Here is an 18226-nt window from a genome sequence, read left to right on the forward strand (position 1 = left end):
TAAAACAGTACGTATAAATACCTAATTTACAAGTATGAATCTGTTATCCAGTAAGATAAATATAGTTTACTTTTACTAAAATTGGAGGTCTTATATATTACAAATATTCTGATACTGAAAAAGTCCTAAACGGTAAATAGTAACTAATTAAAAAACGACTTTGGAGTTTTTTTTAGCCCCCTGCAAGGGCAAGTGGTTTTGAGCTGCGTAAAGTATTTCAAGCAGCTCAAAACACAACTTGCCGTTGTCCCGCGACAACTTTTTAGGAATGGTTTTTTAATTAAAAGGGTTGACACCCTTTTTTCTTTTGGATTGGTAGAAATAATGTTATTGAAACCAATCTTAAGGGTAGGAATTATCGGAATTCGCTTCGATAATTAAGAGCGGGAATAAATTTCGGCAGCCATGAAGGCTGCCCGCCGATGTCCTTTAAGACTGAAAGGATTTCTATTGTAGATGAGATGGAGATTAAATAGATGTATTTCGGTGATATTATAGATTGCTGGAATGGTAGCTTACGTATTTATGTACCTATGTATTTACGTATTCATGTATTCATGTATTCATGCTTTTACGTATTCATGCATTCATGCTTTTACGCTTTCATGCTTTCATGCTTTCATGCTTTTACGTTTGCATGTATTCACATATGCACGCTTGCATGTTTTCTTGTATGCTAATCTGCAAGCCTGTAGTTAAATAGATATGCACTACTGTATAAAAGTAAATTTTTAAGAGCAATTGCACAGGTATAATTAAATCTGTACAAACACCCAGAAAAATATATTATTCCAAAAGAAAATAGAAAAACCGGAAAAAAGAAAAAGAAAGCAATTCTACAGGACGGGTTGTGGGCAGGCCAAAAGGAAACGGAATAAGTCCCGTAAGGGTGGATTGCGAGTATGCGAGCAAGACATTATGCCGTAGTCTTTTGGTTAGCCAAACAACCCGACCTACCTTCGTTTTCTTTTTATTATTTCTCTTTTATTGTTTTAGAAAAACAGAAAACCAATCTGTTCATAACCTTATACAATCCTGTCAAATAAAGCCATAAAATTCTATAACTTATAATGCTTGTCGCGCTAATGGGTGTTCTCTATGCGGACACTAAAAGCCAAACATTTCCTTTGGGTTCTACGAATGCTACCTGAAGAAGACCAGGAAGTAAATTTGTATCTATTATACGAATTGATTTAAGTATGGAAGAAAACTGTAATAGCTCTCGTCAAAAAAAAGGCGGAAGGCATCTAAAGAAAGATCCTGCCGTTTTTCGATATTCCATTAGCTTGAACGCTGAAGAAAATGCCCGATTTCTTTCCTTGTTTGAACAATCAGGAATGAATGTAATGGCACATTTTATAACTGCTTGTATCTTTCAAAAAACTATTAAAACAATAAAAATAGACAAGGCTACAATGGATTATTATATGCGACTGACTACATTATACGGTCAGTTCAGGGCTATTGGCGTTAATTACAATCAAGTTGTTAAGCTATTGTATCGCAATTTTTCCGAAAAGAAAGCCGCAGCCTCTTTATACAAGCTGGAAAAAGAAACAATAGAATTAGCCGTTTTGTCCCAAAAGATGATACAGCTTACAGGTGAATTCGAAACAAACTACCTTAAAAAATAGCATCAGAAATGATAGAAATTATTAAACGGTAGAATTATTTATAGAAGAGGATAATTTAATAGGTATGCTTTATTATAATCATCACTATTTAATAAGCTTAAGAGGGTTATTTTCTCCTTTCCGCTTCTAACAAACGCTCATAAAGCTTTCTGTTTTCTTCGTATGCCTCGATCAATTTATCTAAAGGATTAAATGTACAATTTGTATTAAACCCAGAACTCTGATCATTAAATGTATTAAAATAATTAATAACACCTTCCTCAGAAAAATTCTTTATAGCCTCAGTACTAACCCCCAGAGCCTTTGCCACTTCAATTAGTTTTTCTTCATCAATTGTCTCACTGTTTTCCATAATAGATATTGCCTGTTGGGTGGTTCCCAGTGCCTGTGCCAACGCATCTTGCTTAATATCGCGTAGTTCACGGATACGGCTGATTTTGCGTCCTATATGATTTGATTTTGTTGTCGTACTCATAAATTCAAAGGTAATCGTTAGTTATGATAATCTATGCAATGTAAAAAACATGATTTTCAATGTATCGTATATAAAAAAAGGATATGATACATCTGTGCGTTTTTTTTACTTGCCGGTCATTACAAAAATACAATTTTTCATTTATGTTCTACCGCAAATATTTAATTTATCCCATAAGGTCTCCGCCTCTCAATTCGTTTTACTCATGGATTAATAAAAATTGTTGCTCCTGTGCATTTTAATTTTGCTAGATAGCTGTCTTCAAGTTTTATTGAATTGTATTTCCCTTCTAAAAACATATTGTCTTATACATTACGCCATTAATAGACAAACTACGCCAACAATATCACTGTCGGGATCACTTCAAAGATGCATTTTTATATTTGTTAGAAGACAAATAAACGGATTGAAAAAAGACCATCCAAAATGGCTTTTTATTTTTAGCGGGCTGGTGAAGAAAGAAAAATGATTTCCCTTGTATTAGGCAATTACTATTTGTATTAATCAAAGGTTTTATCCAAAGTATTCCCATTCTCCTTTCCCTAAAACAACACAGTCCTGTAACGGCTACGGGTCACCTTACGGCCTGAAAATAATGGAAAACCATTAAATATTTATGGAAAATTTAGAAAGCCTTTTCCGCTCATTTGAAACAGGAATCCGAAGTGTCAAAGCCCTAAAGCCCAATGCATACCTCAAGGGTATCGGGTTGGATTATTCCCAGCTTAGGATTGGCTTTAACTCCGGACAGTTCCACCACCGTAAGCCGCAAGAGGTAAAAGATAACTTTGAAAGCTTGGGACTTCTTACCAAAAGTTATGCTCCGATTAGATGGGATACAGATATGACCTCCTATACTGTTTTCGGACGTTATGGTCTTATTTTTCCACTGCTGGACAAAGATAATGTGATTGTCAATTTTTTTGCCCTGCGGTTTGACCTTGACTCATCAAAAGAAGAATTCCTAAATGATAAAGGCATTTATCCTGCCTATCCGCATCCTCTGACCAAACGATTATTTATCGTGGGATCAATTATTGATTGTGCCACCCTTCTTCAAAGCAAGGCACTTAACCAAAGAGAGGCGGTTATAGCACTACATGACGGAGAATTATTGCCACAACATCAACAAGCTATCAAAGCATTACATGAATTAGAAGCAATAATAATCATAAAGCGGTAAAACTATGGAAAAGATCAGATTACAAATGCAGCAGCTAAAACCCGATGTGCCCTTGTCAATGGTGGAATTGCCAGAAGGACACAGTCTCAATGACATTTGGGTCAATTATGGAACGGACGGAATACTGAAGCTTTTTAAAAATGCAGAAACTGAAAAATCAGGAGTCGCCTTGCAGGTACACAACGATTATAAAATTAGTTATAAGGGAACTACTGGAACATTTTATGTCGTAGGTAATCTACCGATGGACTTGGGAAATCTGAGGGTTTCACTCCAAATTGTAGAGACGGACACCCAAAAGAAACACCGGTTGAAAGTAGACTTATTTGACTTTTCAAATGTACAGAACCAGTGTACGGAACTTTCCGAAAAACAGGGATTTGATTATCAGGAATTGGAAACGGATTTGGTACAACTTACGGATCTCTTGGAACAGCATAGGGATTTACTTTTTGAGGCAGAGATCAACCCTGTAACGGATAAGTATTCAGAAAAGGAACTTACACCACAGGCGCATGAAAAAGCCATTGCTTTTCTCTCCAAACCCAATCTATTAGAGAATATCAATACACTTTTGGAACAAAACGGTATTGTCGGGGAAGAAGAAAACAGGCTGCTACTTTTTGTATTGGCTTCAAGCTATAAAATGCCGTACCTCATGCATGGACTTGTACAAGGTTCTAGCGGTGAGGGAAAAAGTCATCTTATAAATGGAATTGCCCAGTGCATGCCTCAGGAAGATGTCATGAACATGACCCGTATTACCAGTAAATCATTATACCATTATAAGGACAAGGAACTTATTAATAAACTAATCGTGATTCAGGATTTTGACGGACTGGACGAAGAGGCACAGTATGCTTTTCGGGAAATGCAGTCCGCCAAATTCTTAACCAGTTCTACTGTGGTCAAAGATATTTTTGGTAATAACAGGGGTAGGATGAAACAGGTGCAGGCGCACTTTGCCAGTTTGACCACAACCACCAAAGCGGAAGTATATTATGATAATATGAGCCGTTCAGTCATTTTAGGTGTGGATGAAAGCCAGGCACAGACGATGCGGATTATTGAAATTCAAAACAGGAAAATCGCAGGAAAAAGCAATAATGAAAATGAGCAGCAGGCAACCCAGTTACTCAGAAATGCCATGCGAGTTCTGAAGTCCTATGAAGTGATAAATCCTTTTGCGGATAAACTCATGCTTCCTCTTGAAGCCAAGATGCTCAGAAGGCTCAACAGTCAGTTCCAAAACTTTGTTTCACAGATTACCATCCTGCACCAATACCAGCGAAAAACTGATGCACAAGGCAGATTGATTGCCACCAAAGAGGATATAAAATTTGCTGTGGATATATTCTTCAATTCCATCATCATCAAAGTCGATGAACTCGACAAAAGTACAAGACAGTTTTTTGAAAACCTCAAAGGCTATGTAAAGGGCCAAAAAAACGGCTCAATACACCGTTTTACTATTAGAGAGATTCGCCATAAGCTTAATATCAGCAAGACATCGGCATTTCGATATATGCAGCTGTTACAGGAACTCGAATACATTCAGGCAATTGAAGGTTCAGTAAACAGGGGTTTTAAATATGTGATTGTCCACTGGGACAATATGGAAAAACTAAAGGACAGAATAAAGAAAGATTTGCACAAACAACTAGAAGCCTTTTAAAAAAATAAAAATGGAACGCCCCGGAACGCCAGCGGAACACCACAGCCCCAGTAAATACTGCCAATACGATACTGGTGTTCCGTGTTCCACGCAGTGCGCAAGCGACCACTTAAAAACACCATCATTTAAGAACACTAAAAACAATGAAAAAGACCATACAAACCAAAGATTTTCAAAAACTTGCCCAAAGCTTTGACAGCTTTGTAAAAGTCCGGAATTACAAATCAGGAAAAGGACGCATGTATCAAAATACCCTGACGGAATTTCTCACATGGCTGGAAGAAATAGGAATCACTAAAATTAAAGATGTGACTACCAAAGAAAGTGTGAAATATTATGAGTATCTCATTGCAAGACCCAAACTGCGGGGCGAAGGAACGCTGTCACAGCAAAGCATCAAGTTTCATCTTTTTGTACAGGGTTTGTTCCTTGTGAACCTTATGGAAAACAAGGAAATTGAAAACGGCTATTATATCCCTGCTTATAGCGGAGGTATTCAAAAACCCAGAAATATCCTGAGCGTAGAAGAAATTAAAATTGTTTATCAAAACTGTGAAAATCAAATGGAGAAAGCGTTGTTGTCTGTAGCTTATGGCTGCGGACTTCGCCGATCAGAAATAAATACACTGGATTTAAGGGATATACAACTCAACAGCGGAATGCTCATTGTCCGAAGCGGAAAAGGAAGTAAAAGGCGCGAAGTCCCTATGAGCGATACAGTTATGAAATACCTGAAAAAATACATACTGGAAGAGCGTAATCAAAAGCTTGTTGGGAAAAGCCAAATGGAAGAGGCTTTTTTTATAAACAGCAAAGGCAAACGAGCTACTGGCGAGAACCTGAACGACATACTAAAAAAAATGATTGAGCAGACCCAAAAATATGAACTGATTCAAAAAGATATTACCCTGCATTGCCTGCGTCACAGTATTGCGTATCATCTGGCGGAGAATAATGCAGGGATTGATTTTATACGCAGTTTCCTCGGGCATTCCGATATAAATACAACGTATATCTATGCTATCAAAAACAAGAAACGAAAACCGATAGTAACCTTTTAAGTAATTGTTATGACAAAACAAACACTGGAACAATTCCTACTCCAAAATTACAGCAAACAGACAGTATCAAGCTATTTGTTTGCCATCAACCACTTTTTAAAATTAAACCCTAAAGCCAAGCGATACAAATACGACAATATTGTAAAGTATATGGACGAAATCAGTCTGAAGCAACCCAACAGTAAATATAGGGTTGTGATTTTATCAGCGATCAAAAAATATTATGATTATTTGGTAATGACTGGATACAGGGCTGAACATCCATGCAAACGCCTGAACATTAAGGTGAACAGCAATCAAGCAATACAGGTACAGGATTTGTTCAGCAGCCCGGAATTGCAACTGCTCTTGGAAAGGGAAAACCGGTACAAACACTTGGACATCAGAAACAATGTATTGTTGTCTCTTCTGATTTATCAGGGGCTCACCAGCGATGAAATTATTCGATTAACCGTTAAAGACATTGATTTGGACAACGGGACCATTTACATACAGGCTTCGAATATGCTCAATAAGCGAACGCTAGAATTAGTGTCCAAACAAATGATTCTATTTTCCAATTATATAAATGAAACACGAACAGAAATGCTTCGTTGTAAAACGGAAAAGCTTATTATTACCAAGCTAGGCAAGCCTATTACGGTAGATAGTGTTCACGCTATGATTGCGCCGCTTAGGGTATTGTTTCCGGATAGGAAACTTAACCCGCAAACTATCCGAATGAGTGTGATATGTAACTGGCTAAATGAGAAAAAGATTCCTTTGGAGCGGGCTCAGGAACTCGCAGGACATAAGTGGCCAGGAACTACGGAAAAATACATTAAAGCGAATAGTTCTCAGCAAAGAGAAATGATTAATCGGTATTTTCCAAATATTTAATAATATTACATGGAGTGTTAAAAGTTAGTGCACTTTGATTCTTATTTGTATATTTGTAAAATATTTACAAATTTTAAAATAAGAGTTATGATTGAAGAATTTAGCTTTGGAAACATGTGTTCCTTTAAAGACATTCAAACTTTAAACATGAAAGCGGCTAAAATTAGATCTAATAATTCAGTTTTAGATAAACAAAATGTAATTCCTATTAAGGAGGATTTGTCTTTGTTAAAATCAAAAGCTATTTATGGTGCTAATGCAAGTGGGAAGAGTAATGTTATTCGTGGTTTAGTATCATTCATAAAGATTATTAAGGAATCTGTGAAGGATGAGAGTGCATTAAGATTTATTGCTCCGTATGAGCTATCAACCGAAACGATTGATCAACCTACTTTTTTTCAATTAATTTTCAGGGTTGATGATGTAAGATATAGATACGGCTTTGAAGCTGATGAAAAGTCAATTAAAAGTGAGTGGCTTTTTTCAACACCAAGTGTTCGTGAGCAGACTCTATTTATCAGAGAAAATAATAAGATTCTGGAAATAAGTAAAAAGTATTTTGCAGAGGGAATTAAGTTTGTTTCTTTAATGGAGGATTTTAGTGAAGAAGCTGAAGGTGAAGGTGGAATCTTTAGAGATAATTCCTTGTTCTTATCTTCTTTATCTTCATTTGGATTTGGGAAGATCTCCAAAAAAATTATTAAAGAGATTGGTTCTATTTCTATTATAAGCGGATTAGGGCATAAAGGAATGTTTGCTCTTGCCGGTGATTCCTTGCAAGATCCAGATCAAAAGAAATTTGTTTTAAATTTTTTAAAAAATGCTGATATAGGAATTCAAGATTTAGAAACAATTGATTTTTCAAATGACAACTTGCCTGAAAACATTGAAGAGGATGTTGCAAAGACTTTAAAAGATAGAAAATTTCTTTTATCTCACAGAACCGTTTATGACAAGAATTTGAAGAAAGATGGCAATGCAACCTTTTCATTTCTTTCGCAAGAATCAGAAGGTACTAGAAAAATGTTTGAAATAAGTCCTTTTATTTATAATTCATTGAAAAATGGAACTACATTAATTATTGATGAATTTGATTCTAGATTTCATCCATTATTGACCAAGAAAATTGTTGAATTGTTTAATTCAAATCAAAATTCAAGGTCACAACTCATTTTTACAACCCATGATACTAATTTGTTGTCATCTGAATTATTGAGAAGAGATCAAATTGATTTTGTTGAAAAAGATAAATATGGAGCAAGTCATTTATATACTCTGGTTGAGATTAAGGGCATTAGAAATAATGCTTCATTTGAAAAAGATTATATTCAAGGAAAATATGGTGCTATCCCTTTTTTAGGTAATTTTTCTAACATCTTAAATTTTGAATAATGCCTAAAAGTACGAAAGCTATAAAAGTAACAGATAAGGCAAAAGCATGGAACAAAAAGGCTAAATCTTCTAATTATAAAATAGATACTATTCCTGTAAACAAGATAATATTAATTGTTTGTGAGGGACAAACAGAGAAATTATATTTTGAGTCATTTCCTGTATTAGGAATGAAAGTGGAAGCTATAGATCTTCGTGGGCAGTCAAAATTGAAACTCATTGAATCTACACAAAAAATAATTGAAATATCTGATTCTGAATATGACGGTGTTTGGTGTGTTTTTGATATGGATGTTAAACGCGGAGCTGAAGAATTCTCTGATTTTGATAATTCTATTGAGAAAGGAATAGAACTTGGTTACAATATAGCTTACTCTAATGACTCATTTGAATTATGGTTTTACTTGCATTTTGAATATACTGACGCCGAACATTTAAGAGGATTTTACTATGACGAGTTGGGGAAGAAGTTTGGTATTAATTATTTAAGAGATGGTAAGAAATATGCTTTTTGTTTACAACTTTACAATACATTGATGGAGGATGAAAATTCTTCGCAGGAAAAGGCAATAGACAGGGCTGAAAAATTATTTAAAAAAGTTAAAGATTTGCCTTTTCATCAGCAAAATCCAGTTAGTAAAGTATTTGAATTAGTTAAAGAACTTAATAAAAATTTAAGACGATAATAAATGAATGATGTATACCATTATCCACCGGATCTTTTTGATTTAATAGTTCAAACAATCCCGTTATTGAATAAATCCAAAAAAGCTGTTTTAACTTTTTTTAATGGTGCGGGAGTAGAAGTTGGACTATATAATGATGTTGTAAAAACGTTGCAGACAAATCCCGATTCACTGTCTAAGTATGATATTTGCAGAACGATACTTGAACGTATAAATCAAAATTCTGAAAAATATTTACGACAGAGAAGAGAACTTTTAAAAAGAATTACAGAGTTTGAAGCATTTTCTACTTGTTGGGAAAATGATCAGTTTAAGGCAAAAGGATTAGTTGCAGAAATCCAAAAAGTAATTAATGTTAAAGATTCTTTTACAAGAATGAAACAGGAAAGGGAGAATGAACAAAGTCTTAGAAAACAAGAATATCAAAATAAAATTAATCAAATACAAAAAAGGAAAGTAAAATTAGAGGATATTAAGAAAGAACTATTTTCTTTATTTTCTGAAACGAATCCACAAAAAAGAGGCAAGCTGTTAGAATCAGTTCTGGGGAATTATTTTAAAACTTATGAAATTTTAGTTAAAGAAGATTTTAAGAGAAATGGTGAAGCCGGAGATGGTATAATTGAACAAATAGATGGAATCATTGAAATAGATAATCAAGTCTACTTTGTTGAAATGAAATGGAAAAAAGATGCAATAGGTAGCGATGATATATACCAGCATTTAGGAAGAATTTATCATCGAGCGAACGCTCATGGAATATTTATATCTGCTTCCGGATATACTCCTTCTGGAATAACTGCAGGGAAAGAAGCTCTTATTAAGAATGCGTTACTGGTTATGTTTGATTTAGAGGAATTCGTAAAAATAATCGAGTCTGAAAGTGACTTTCCTAATTATTTACGTTCTAAAATACAGAGCGCAATAATAGAAAAGAACCCATATAAAAGAGGTTGAAGATTTAAAAGTTAAAAAGCCCTCATTTCTGAGGGCTTTTTTTATGGGCATAAATAAGCGGATTATTTTATTAGGAAAATAATCAAAGTAAATCTACTTTCGTATTACAGTAAAATGTAACCGGACGTTCTTTATATTGAGATTTTTTTGCAAAGGGTTATTTTATATAAAAAAGGTTTGCAGAACCTTATAAGTATAAGTACAACGGAAAGGAATTACAAGACGAGCTATCACTGAATTTGTACGACTATGGGATGAGGAATTATGACCCAGCATTAGGACGTTGGATGAACGTTGACCCGTTGGCAGAATTGTCAAGAAAATTTAGTCCTTATACATATGCTCTTAATAATCCTGTTTACTTTATTGACCCAGATGGAATGAAAGCTGAAGCTGGGCAATCAGGTAATTATTATGATTGGGATGAAAAAACATATAAAAATAAAGATTCAGGAGAAACGGTAGACGCAGAAACAGCTATTGCTAGTCATATGGATGACAATGGTGAACCTCCTGTTAATTTTTTCAAAGTTGAGAATTCAAAATTTTATAACGTTTTTAAACAGAAAAACAATGGAAATTATCAAACAGGTGATGGTATTTTTGATGTTTATGGACACGGAGGGATAAATGAATTAGGAAATAGTTTTTTTGCTGATTCTAAAAATAAAGATATTCCTAAATGGTTAGATAATGCTGAACAATTTGACGAACGTATGTCACAAGTTAGTCCAGCGTACAAGAAAAAGATGGAGATGGGTAAGTTAGCTATTTTTACATTAAATCTTTTTATATGTCAATCTGCGGGAGGAAATCTATCGATGGCACAGAGATTATCAGAGGCTCATCCTTTAGCTACTATCGTTGGTTTTGATGGATGGGTAATGTATGGACAAGATAACTATGCAAAAGATGCAAAAAATGTAAATTATTTTATAAAAGGAGTAAGTTCGGATATTAAAGTAAATCTAGCAGACAGAAATAGAGTTGTTTATCAAAATGGTAAAGAAGTAAGCAGAATGCTTTACAGTGAATACTTAAAATTAAATCCAATAATAAGATGAAAATAAAAGAATTTGTAGTTGTGGTGTTTTTTATAATTTGTGCAAGTTGTAATGATAAAAAAACAAATCAAGCAGAAATTAAAAAGGATGATGATGTTTCAACTGGTAGCGTTTACAGCGATGAGTATAATAATAAAGAAAAGACAGATAAATTACTTAATAAAATAGTGCATGAAGGAGACACAACGGCATATAATAACTTAGCTGAAATATATTTTTTAAGTGGACATAGATTGAGTTTTTTATATGTATCAATTTTAATGGCAAATAAACATAAGTATAGTCAAGCATATTATGATGTTTACAATTGTTTGTATAATCTAAATTCTAAAAATGATAATAATGAAGAATGGATATTCAATGAAAATACTGATACAGAAACAATCAAATATGCTCTCGATTGTTTAAAAAAAGCTGAAAAAGGCGGAGTTCCCGAAGCAAAAAAAATTTTGAAATTTTATAGAGATAAAGAACTATATAAAATAAAATAAGATGGGAATTTATCTGATGTGCTGATAAAAAAGAATATTAAATTTCATTTATAACAAATAAGCGTCGATCCTGCGGAGCAGGATTAACGCTTATTTTTCTTTATTAAGGTTTTATCAAAATTTTTAGTTTCGAAATCATTGAAGCTGTTATCTCCACTCCATCATAATCATTGTACTTCTGCTGAGCAGCCTGCTGTGCAAAGTATAGCTGCTGTGCGAATGTCTTTGACTTCGCACCGACAAAGCTAATCGTCAAAGAACAAAAAGAAAGCCTCGCTACCAGCGAGGTTTTTTGTGTTTAAAAGCTTTGCTAAGTGTGCTTGTTTTTTCTGCATAAATACTCCCCGCTCTCCGAAGAGTTCCTTATGAACCGCTGAGCGAACGTCTCCTGACTTCGCACCCGCAATCTAAGTCAATCAAAAAGGGTAATGTTACAAATTAGGTGTTTTTAGAATATAACCCCTTAACGAACTGTAAAAGAATATAAAATTTTAATTTTTGAATAGAAAAAGAGACGATCGGTTGGTCGTCTCTTTCGTTTTTTGTCTTTTAATAAGCCTTAAAATGCTTTTATCTTACCTTAAACAAAAATCAACCGTCTGATTCTCTCTGCATAACTTTTTGATGCATGCTTAATTGAAATTTAGTGGTAAATTTGTAAGTACATATAAAATCAAAAATCAGATCAAATAAGGATATGAGTACATTATTCGTTAAAAATATGGTTTGCAACCGCTGTATTATGGTGGTTCAGAACGAACTTGAAAAACTTGGCCTGGAGTTTACCAATATAAAGCTTGGGGAGGTTACGTTGACAAAAGAACTGACTGCCACAGAAAGAACTTTACTGGAACAAGAACTGGTTGCTCTTGGATTTGAAGTGATCGACGATAAAAAGAGTAGAATTATCGAAAAAATAAAAAATATCATTATTGATTTGGTACACCATCAGGATAATGATACAAAAAATAACCTGTCGGATATCCTGAGCGAAAAGATCAACCATGACTATAATTATCTTTCCAATTTGTTTTCGGAGGTGGAGGGCACTACTATTGAAAAGTATTTTATTGCCCAAAAAATTGAAAAAATAAAGGAGCTTCTAGTTTATGATGAGTTATCGCTTAGCGAGATAGCTTTACGCCTGAATTATTCAAGTGTGGCCTATCTGAGCAATCAGTTCAAAAAAGTAACCGGCCTCACTCCAAGTTATTTCAAGCAAATTCGGGCTGAGAAAAGAAAACCTCTGGATGAGGTGAAGTAAATATTACAAATCAAATCCATAATTCCACAATACAATTCAGCGCTATTCTTGCCAACTTTGCAGGTATAAAAGAACAACTGAATTATGGCAACAACTGATAATAATAAGGAAACAATTTACATTCCGTTAGAAGATGTAAACAGTGAGCACTGTGCATTAATCGTAGAGAAAGGTTTGGCAGAGGTTAAAGGAATTGAAACTCACAAAGTGGAAGTTAACAACCGCAGAGCCGCTATAACGGTTAAAGGTAATGAAACTGTTGGTAATGCTGTGAAGGCTATTAAAGACCTTGGATATGGTGTACCAACCGTAAAAAACACCTTCCCGGTTCTGGGAATGACCTGCGCCTCTTGTGCCAGCAGTGCAGAAAGTATTGTAACCTATGAATTGGGAGTAGTAGATGCTTCGGTAAACTTTGCAACAGGAAACCTTACTGTTGAATATCTTCCCAACCTTACAGATGCTTCTAAATTGCAAAAAGCAGTTCAGGGCGTTGGCTACGACTTGCTTATTTTAGAAGAAGCGGAACAACAAGAGTCTTTGGAGACTATTCATGCGGAAAATTTCAAAAAATTAAAAAACAAAACTATTTGGGCTGTGCTATTGTCATTGCCTGTAGTGGTGATAGGGATGTTCTTCATGAATATTCCTTATGCCAATGAGATCATGTGGCTTTTTTCAACGCCTGTAATTCTTTGGCTGGGGAAAGATTTCTTTGTAAATGCTTGGAAGCAGGCCAAACATCGCTCGGCCAATATGGATACGCTGGTAGCTCTGAGCACCGGAATTGCTTACTTGTTTAGCATTTTTAATATGTTATTCATAGATTTCTGGCACCAACGCGGATTGCACGCACACGTTTACTTTGAAGCGGCGGCAGTTGTTATTGCGTTTATTCTCCTGGGTAAATTATTAGAAGAAAAAGCAAAAGGAAATACGTCATCGGCTATTAAAAAACTAATGGGACTGCAGCCTAAAACCGTGATCGTTATTCAACCCGACGGGACAGAAAAACAAGTAGCTATTGAGGAAGTAAATGCAGGAGCTGTTATTTTGGTAAAGCCGGGTGAAAAAATTGCGGTAGACGGTATGGTGATCTCGGGTCATTCTTATGTAGACGAAAGTATGTTAAGCGGTGAACCGGTTCCTGTACTGAAAAAAGAAGATGAAAAAGTGTTTGCCGGAACCATTAATCAAAAAGGAAGCTTTCAATTTAAAGCCGTTAAAGTAGGTAAAGAAACTATGCTTGCTCAGATTATTAAAATGGTCCAGGATGCTCAGGGAAGTAAAGCTCCGGTGCAGAAATTGGTCGATAAAATTGCAGGTATATTTGTTCCGATTGTGATGGGTATTGCACTTCTTACTTTTATGGCCTGGATGTTTTTGGGTGGAGACAACGCTGTAGTGCAAGGGTTGATGGCAGCAGTTACCGTATTGGTTATTGCCTGTCCTTGTGCTTTAGGTCTGGCCACACCAACTGCGATTATGGTAGGTGTAGGTAAAGGTGCCGAAAACGGAATATTAATCAAAGATGCCGAGAGTTTAGAATTGGCCAGAAAAGTAACGGCTATTGTACTCGATAAAACGGGAACGATTACCGAAGGAAGACCACAAGTGACCGGTATAAAGTGGCTAAAAGACGTGGATACTACCAAAGATATTCTGCTAAGTATTGAAAAACAATCAGAACATCCGTTAGCAGAAGCGGTAGTGAAAAGTCTGGAAGGAGTGTCAGGTGTGGTTTTATCCAATTTTGACAGTATTACCGGTAAAGGCGCGAAAGCGGTTTATGCCGATGAAACGTATTATGTGGGGAACAAAAAACTGCTGGCAGAAAATAGCATTGTCATCGCAGAATCACTATTGATTCAGGCAGAAGAATGGGGGAAGGAGTCTAAGACTGTGATTTGGTTTACCAATAGCAAACAGGCACTTTCGGTTATTGCGATATCCGACAAAATCAAAGAAACCTCTGTTCAGGCGATCAAAGAATTGCAGGAGATGAATATTGAATTGTACATGCTCACAGGAGATAATGAAGCGACTGCAAAAGCGATTGCTGCACAAACGGGAATCAAACATTATAAAGCAGAGGTGCTGCCACAGCACAAAGCTGATTTTATAAAAGAATTACAACAGCAAGGTAAAACAGTGGCAATGGTAGGTGATGGTATCAACGACAGTACAGCTCTGGCAACTGCCGATGTCAGTATCGCGATGGGCAAGGGAAGCGATATCGCAATGGATGTAGCAAAAATGACGATTATCTCCTCTGATCTGACTAAAATACCTCAGGCGATTCGTCTGTCTAAACAAACGGTTGCGACAATCAAACAGAACTTGTTTTGGGCGTTTATTTACAACCTAATCGGTATTCCACTTGCTGCGGGGGTACTTTATCCGATAAATGGATTTTTACTAAACCCAATGATTGCAGGAGCTGCCATGGCTTTGAGCAGCGTGAGCGTAGTGAGCAACAGCTTACGTCTGAAATGGAAAAAATAAACTCTTGATGCGTTTGTCAAACGGCGGTTCCAAAGATTATGGGCCGCCGTTTTTATAGGTACATCATTTAACTGAAACCATTTTAATCCGTGGAAACATCGTACTTGTATACCTGGAAAGGTCGTTAGACTAATAAATTCAGGTTTCTGGTTAATTACTATGGCGTTCCCCTCCGGGTCGGGCTGTCCGCTAAATCTTTTGTGATAGCCATTTTTTGTCTGGCATAAAAATAACAGGAATCACAAAAGGATACGCTTTCATCCCTAACGCAGTCTGTAATAAAGAGAATATTTAAAGAATGAAACCTTCTTATTTATAATTAATAGAGTATTATGAGGAAGAGTATTGCTCTGAAAGAGCAAAAGCATCAGCATGGTGCTTTCATTCCTAACGCAGTCTGTGATAAAGAGAATATCTAAAGAAAGGAACCTTCTTATCTATAATTTATTAGAGTAATATGAGTAATATGGCTCTGAAAGAGCAAAAGCATAAGCATGGTGCGAAGCACTATGTCTTAAATTAAAGTAAACATTGCCCTGAAAGGGCAATAGCAATTTCCACGCCTGTAAATAAAAAAATCTGTTCTGATCCGTGTTTTCGTCTGACGAATCGGTTTAATCCGCGTGCTTTTTTTTATACCTGCCAACTGACAATTTGAATGAATTAATGGATGAAGTAAAACAAGATGCCGCAATCAGTAAATTTCATAAATCTAACACAGAATAGTGTATAAGGATTACGGTTTAATTGACGGAAATTTGTAATATAAAATAACAATTAAAAACATCAATATAATGGAAAAGAAAGATTTTCAATTTAAAACAAACCTGAACTGCGGTGGATGTGTTTCTAAAGTACAAGCAGACCTGGACAATGCAGCAGGAATATGTGAATGGAATGTAGACACAACTAATGCAGATAAAATACTTACCGTTCAATCTAATGGTGCTACTGCCGAAGAGATCATTGCCATTGTTAAAGCGAAAGGTTTTAAAGCAGAACCTTTAGAAATTTAATTTGTTAAGACGTCTGTTTGATTACATATTTTAAACAAAAATTAATGTTTATCGTTACCGAATTGAAAGTAAGCCCGATGTTTTATCGGGCTTATTTTTTTAAAAGTAATACTTTAAGTAAAAGGTAGTAATGATTATCGTATAGATGGTTGATTACTAATGAAAACAGGATGATTTTGAATTAAATTAATTATTAAAATAAAGTACTTTAAAAACTTGCTTTTTATTATTTTATGTTCTGTGTTAATTGAATAGATATTAATTTTTAATATTAGATTTTAGAAAAAGCAATTTTTTAGTCTTAAGAAAAATAGTAAAGTAATTTTTATCTTAAAAAAGTAAGGGCTGTCCGGTGGTAATTCGGACAGCCCTTTTGGTATGCTCACTCGAAAAGTGAATCTGTTTTTTCAGGTATTATTTTTTCAATTCTTTGTTGGCCTGAATGAAATTCTGATAACTCTTTTCGGATTCAAAGTAAGTTACATTTCCCTGTTTGTTCAACGAAACGATATATGCCGAAGCTTTGTCAACTTTTGCTCCGGTATGTGGGTCTGTTGCTTTTCGAACGTTTTCATCGTTTGGGATACGTTCTACGCACATGTTGCAGCAGCCATAATACATTTTTCCGTCAAACGGAACTTCAATTTGTTTTTTCCCCATGTGAAGATCATTTACCATACAAACTTCATCATTGGGCACAGGAGTTCCTTCTGAAACTGCAGTACTGTCTTTTACGGTTAACTCTTGTTGGTCTGAAACCTGATTCTGTGGTTTGTTTTCCTGATCTTTACACGAGATCATTACTACAGCCAGTGCGGCAATAAGGAAATAGCGGCCAAGTATTTTCATTGTTTTATTTTTTAATTTTTGTTCCTTCTGTTATTTCTTCGGTGGCTTTCATTAAAATGTTATCGCCTTCCTTTAGCGTACCAAACACTTCAATCTGATCCATCAGTGCACGTCCTTTCGCAACGGGAATGTTTTTGGTTTTTCCCTCAATCACCTGAATAACGTACATTCCCATATTACTTTCTACTAAGGCAGTTTTGGGAATAAAAAAAGTAGCTTCATTGGCTTGTAACGAAAGCATCGCTTCTACCACCATCAGAGGCTTCAGTTCGGGATGTATTTTCATAATGTCAGCTTCTATGCGTTCTGAGCGTAATTTGAAATCTAATACTCCCGATTTACGCGAAATTTTAGCCCTATATTTTTTCTGCGGAAGCGAGCTTACCTTAAAATGTATAGAATCACCCAAATTTAAATAGGGAGTATTGGCCTCCGGAATAGAAAGTGAAACGCGCAGTTTTTTATTGTCCTGAAGTACCAGTAAAGGTTTGTCGGAACCTTTGCCCATAGGACCTACATAAGAACCGGGATCTACATTTCTTTCAGCAACAATTCCGTTAAAAGGTGCCCGGATGATCAGATAATCATTCATGGCCTGTATTTCCTGATAAGCAGATTTTGCAGCTTCTAGTTGTGACTGGTCGGATAGTTTTCTGGCGGTAATCTGGTCTAAGGCATCTTTTGCAATAGCGCCTTTGGTTTCATTGGCTTTAAACATTCGGTCATAATTCGATTTGGTAGCAATGTAAATGGCTTCCTGTGCTTTCCATTTGGATTTTGCCGCTGCCAGCTGCGCCTGAATCTCGGGTGCTTCCAAAACCATGATGATTTGTCCGACAGTTACCGGAGAACCTATGTCGACATACAGTTTTTTTACGTAGCTGTTTACTTTGGCATAGATGGCCGTTTCTTTGTCGGAAACCAATTCTCCGGCAAGTTTCAGAGGAACCAGCGGATTACTCTTTTTCAGAGAAACCGTTTCAAAATTCTGCATCATCATCATGGGCATGGCTGCCGGTTTCTCTTCTTTTTTGTTTTCTGAATTACAAGATGCAAATGCAATTCCGATAAGGATATAATAGATTAATTTCATGG

At 35.5% G+C, this 18226-nt stretch carries 15 protein-coding genes and 1 pseudogene; 13 read left to right on the forward strand and 3 right to left on the reverse strand.

All coding sequences use genetic code 11. The features are described 5' to 3' along the window. Positions 1-1199: 1199 nt before the first annotated feature. Positions 1200-1634 carry a conjugal transfer protein MobA gene (mobA, locus tag C245_RS0111670; protein ID WP_017496776.1) on the forward strand — a complete coding sequence of 145 codons (435 nt, stop codon included), beginning with the start codon at positions 1200-1202 and terminating at the stop codon, positions 1632-1634. A gap of 106 nt (positions 1635-1740) precedes the next feature. Here the strand turns inward: mobA and C245_RS0111675 are convergent, their stop codons facing one another. Continuing rightward, positions 1741-2109 carry a helix-turn-helix domain-containing protein gene (locus tag C245_RS0111675; RefSeq protein ID WP_017496777.1) on the reverse strand — a complete coding sequence of 123 codons (369 nt, stop codon included), beginning with the start codon at positions 2107-2109 and terminating at the stop codon, positions 1741-1743. A gap of 616 nt (positions 2110-2725) precedes the next feature. On the opposite strand from C245_RS0111675, the gene C245_RS0111685 reads away from it, so the two are divergent. From C245_RS0111685 to C245_RS0111745, 12 genes and pseudogenes are all read left to right on the forward strand, one after another. Beyond that, positions 2726-3292: a hypothetical protein gene (locus C245_RS0111685; protein WP_017496779.1), complete on the forward strand. Its 567-nt coding sequence runs from the start codon at positions 2726-2728 to the stop codon at positions 3290-3292. A 4-nt stretch (positions 3293-3296) separates the two neighbouring features. Beyond that, entirely contained in the window at positions 3297-4967 is a 1671-nt protein-coding gene (locus C245_RS0111690; RefSeq protein ID WP_017496780.1) for a hypothetical protein, read from the forward strand. A 143-nt stretch (positions 4968-5110) separates the two neighbouring features. After that, entirely contained in the window at positions 5111-6028 is a 918-nt protein-coding gene (locus C245_RS0111695; RefSeq protein ID WP_017496781.1) for a tyrosine-type recombinase/integrase, read from the forward strand. 9 nt (positions 6029-6037) lie between these two features. Beyond that, positions 6038-6907, forward strand: coding sequence for a tyrosine-type recombinase/integrase (locus tag C245_RS0111700; protein WP_017496782.1), 870 nt, complete (start codon positions 6038-6040; stop codon positions 6905-6907). A gap of 87 nt (positions 6908-6994) precedes the next feature. Further along, positions 6995-8299, forward strand: coding sequence for an ATP/GTP-binding protein (locus C245_RS0111705; RefSeq protein ID WP_017496783.1), 1305 nt, complete (start codon positions 6995-6997; stop codon positions 8297-8299). Then, complete coding sequence (locus C245_RS0111710; RefSeq protein WP_017496784.1) at positions 8299-8985, forward strand: RloB family protein; 687 nt, start codon at positions 8299-8301, stop codon at positions 8983-8985. The genes C245_RS0111705 and C245_RS0111710 overlap by 1 nt, the downstream gene beginning before the upstream one ends. Positions 8986-8988: 3 nt before the next feature. Further along, the gene (locus C245_RS0111715) at positions 8989-9942 is read left to right on the forward strand and encodes a restriction endonuclease (protein WP_017496785.1); all 954 of its coding nucleotides are present in this window, start codon (positions 8989-8991) and stop codon (positions 9940-9942) included. A 200-nt stretch (positions 9943-10142) separates the two neighbouring features. Further along, positions 10143-11006 (forward strand): annotated as a pseudogene (locus C245_RS24775) (RHS repeat domain-containing protein); the annotation flags it as partial. Further along, positions 11003-11497 (forward strand): hypothetical protein, encoded by a 495-nt coding sequence (locus tag C245_RS0111725; RefSeq protein WP_017496787.1) that lies wholly within the window; start codon positions 11003-11005, stop codon positions 11495-11497. The pseudogene C245_RS24775 and the gene C245_RS0111725, both read left to right, overlap by 4 nt. A gap of 697 nt (positions 11498-12194) precedes the next feature. Further along, positions 12195-12761 carry an AraC family transcriptional regulator gene (locus C245_RS0111735; protein ID WP_026110024.1) on the forward strand — a complete coding sequence of 189 codons (567 nt, stop codon included), beginning with the start codon at positions 12195-12197 and terminating at the stop codon, positions 12759-12761. A gap of 84 nt (positions 12762-12845) precedes the next feature. Next, on the forward strand, positions 12846-15266 hold the full coding sequence (locus tag C245_RS0111740; RefSeq protein ID WP_017496790.1) for a heavy metal translocating P-type ATPase: 2421 nt from the start codon (positions 12846-12848) through the stop codon (positions 15264-15266). Between the two features lie 794 nt (positions 15267-16060). Further along, positions 16061-16282, forward strand: coding sequence for a heavy-metal-associated domain-containing protein (locus tag C245_RS0111745; protein WP_017496791.1), 222 nt, complete (start codon positions 16061-16063; stop codon positions 16280-16282). 414 nt (positions 16283-16696) lie between these two features. On the opposite strand, the gene C245_RS0111750 is transcribed toward C245_RS0111745, so the two are convergent. Next, positions 16697-17131: a hypothetical protein gene (locus tag C245_RS0111750; protein WP_017496792.1), complete on the reverse strand. Its 435-nt coding sequence runs from the start codon at positions 17129-17131 to the stop codon at positions 16697-16699. 4 nt (positions 17132-17135) lie between these two features. Next, positions 17136-18224, reverse strand: a complete 1089-nt coding sequence (locus tag C245_RS0111755; RefSeq protein WP_017496793.1) for an efflux RND transporter periplasmic adaptor subunit — start codon at positions 18222-18224, stop codon at positions 17136-17138. Positions 18225-18226: the final 2 nt, after the last annotated feature.

It is taken from the genome of Flavobacterium sp. WG21, assembly GCF_000335775.1.
Classification (GTDB): Bacteria; Bacteroidota; Bacteroidia; order Flavobacteriales; family Flavobacteriaceae; genus Flavobacterium; species Flavobacterium tructae.

Coding starts and splice junctions, on each gene's coding strand:
- mobA (WP_017496776.1), top strand. CDS start 1,200: ATGGAAGAAAACTGTAATAGCTCTCGTCAAAAAAAAGGCGGAAGGCAT.
- C245_RS0111675 (WP_017496777.1), bottom strand. CDS start 2,109: ATGAGTACGACAACAAAATCAAATCATATAGGACGCAAAATCAGCCGT.
- C245_RS0111685 (WP_017496779.1), top strand. CDS start 2,726: ATGGAAAATTTAGAAAGCCTTTTCCGCTCATTTGAAACAGGAATCCGA.
- C245_RS0111690 (WP_017496780.1), top strand. CDS start 3,297: ATGGAAAAGATCAGATTACAAATGCAGCAGCTAAAACCCGATGTGCCC.
- C245_RS0111695 (WP_017496781.1), top strand. CDS start 5,111: ATGAAAAAGACCATACAAACCAAAGATTTTCAAAAACTTGCCCAAAGC.
- C245_RS0111700 (WP_017496782.1), top strand. CDS start 6,038: ATGACAAAACAAACACTGGAACAATTCCTACTCCAAAATTACAGCAAA.
- C245_RS0111705 (WP_017496783.1), top strand. CDS start 6,995: ATGATTGAAGAATTTAGCTTTGGAAACATGTGTTCCTTTAAAGACATT.
- C245_RS0111710 (WP_017496784.1), top strand. CDS start 8,299: ATGCCTAAAAGTACGAAAGCTATAAAAGTAACAGATAAGGCAAAAGCA.
- C245_RS0111715 (WP_017496785.1), top strand. CDS start 8,989: ATGAATGATGTATACCATTATCCACCGGATCTTTTTGATTTAATAGTT.
- C245_RS0111725 (WP_017496787.1), top strand. CDS start 11,003: ATGAAAATAAAAGAATTTGTAGTTGTGGTGTTTTTTATAATTTGTGCA.
- C245_RS0111735 (WP_026110024.1), top strand. CDS start 12,195: ATGAGTACATTATTCGTTAAAAATATGGTTTGCAACCGCTGTATTATG.
- C245_RS0111740 (WP_017496790.1), top strand. CDS start 12,846: ATGGCAACAACTGATAATAATAAGGAAACAATTTACATTCCGTTAGAA.
- C245_RS0111745 (WP_017496791.1), top strand. CDS start 16,061: ATGGAAAAGAAAGATTTTCAATTTAAAACAAACCTGAACTGCGGTGGA.
- C245_RS0111750 (WP_017496792.1), bottom strand. CDS start 17,131: ATGAAAATACTTGGCCGCTATTTCCTTATTGCCGCACTGGCTGTAGTA.
- C245_RS0111755 (WP_017496793.1), bottom strand. CDS start 18,224: ATGAAATTAATCTATTATATCCTTATCGGAATTGCATTTGCATCTTGT.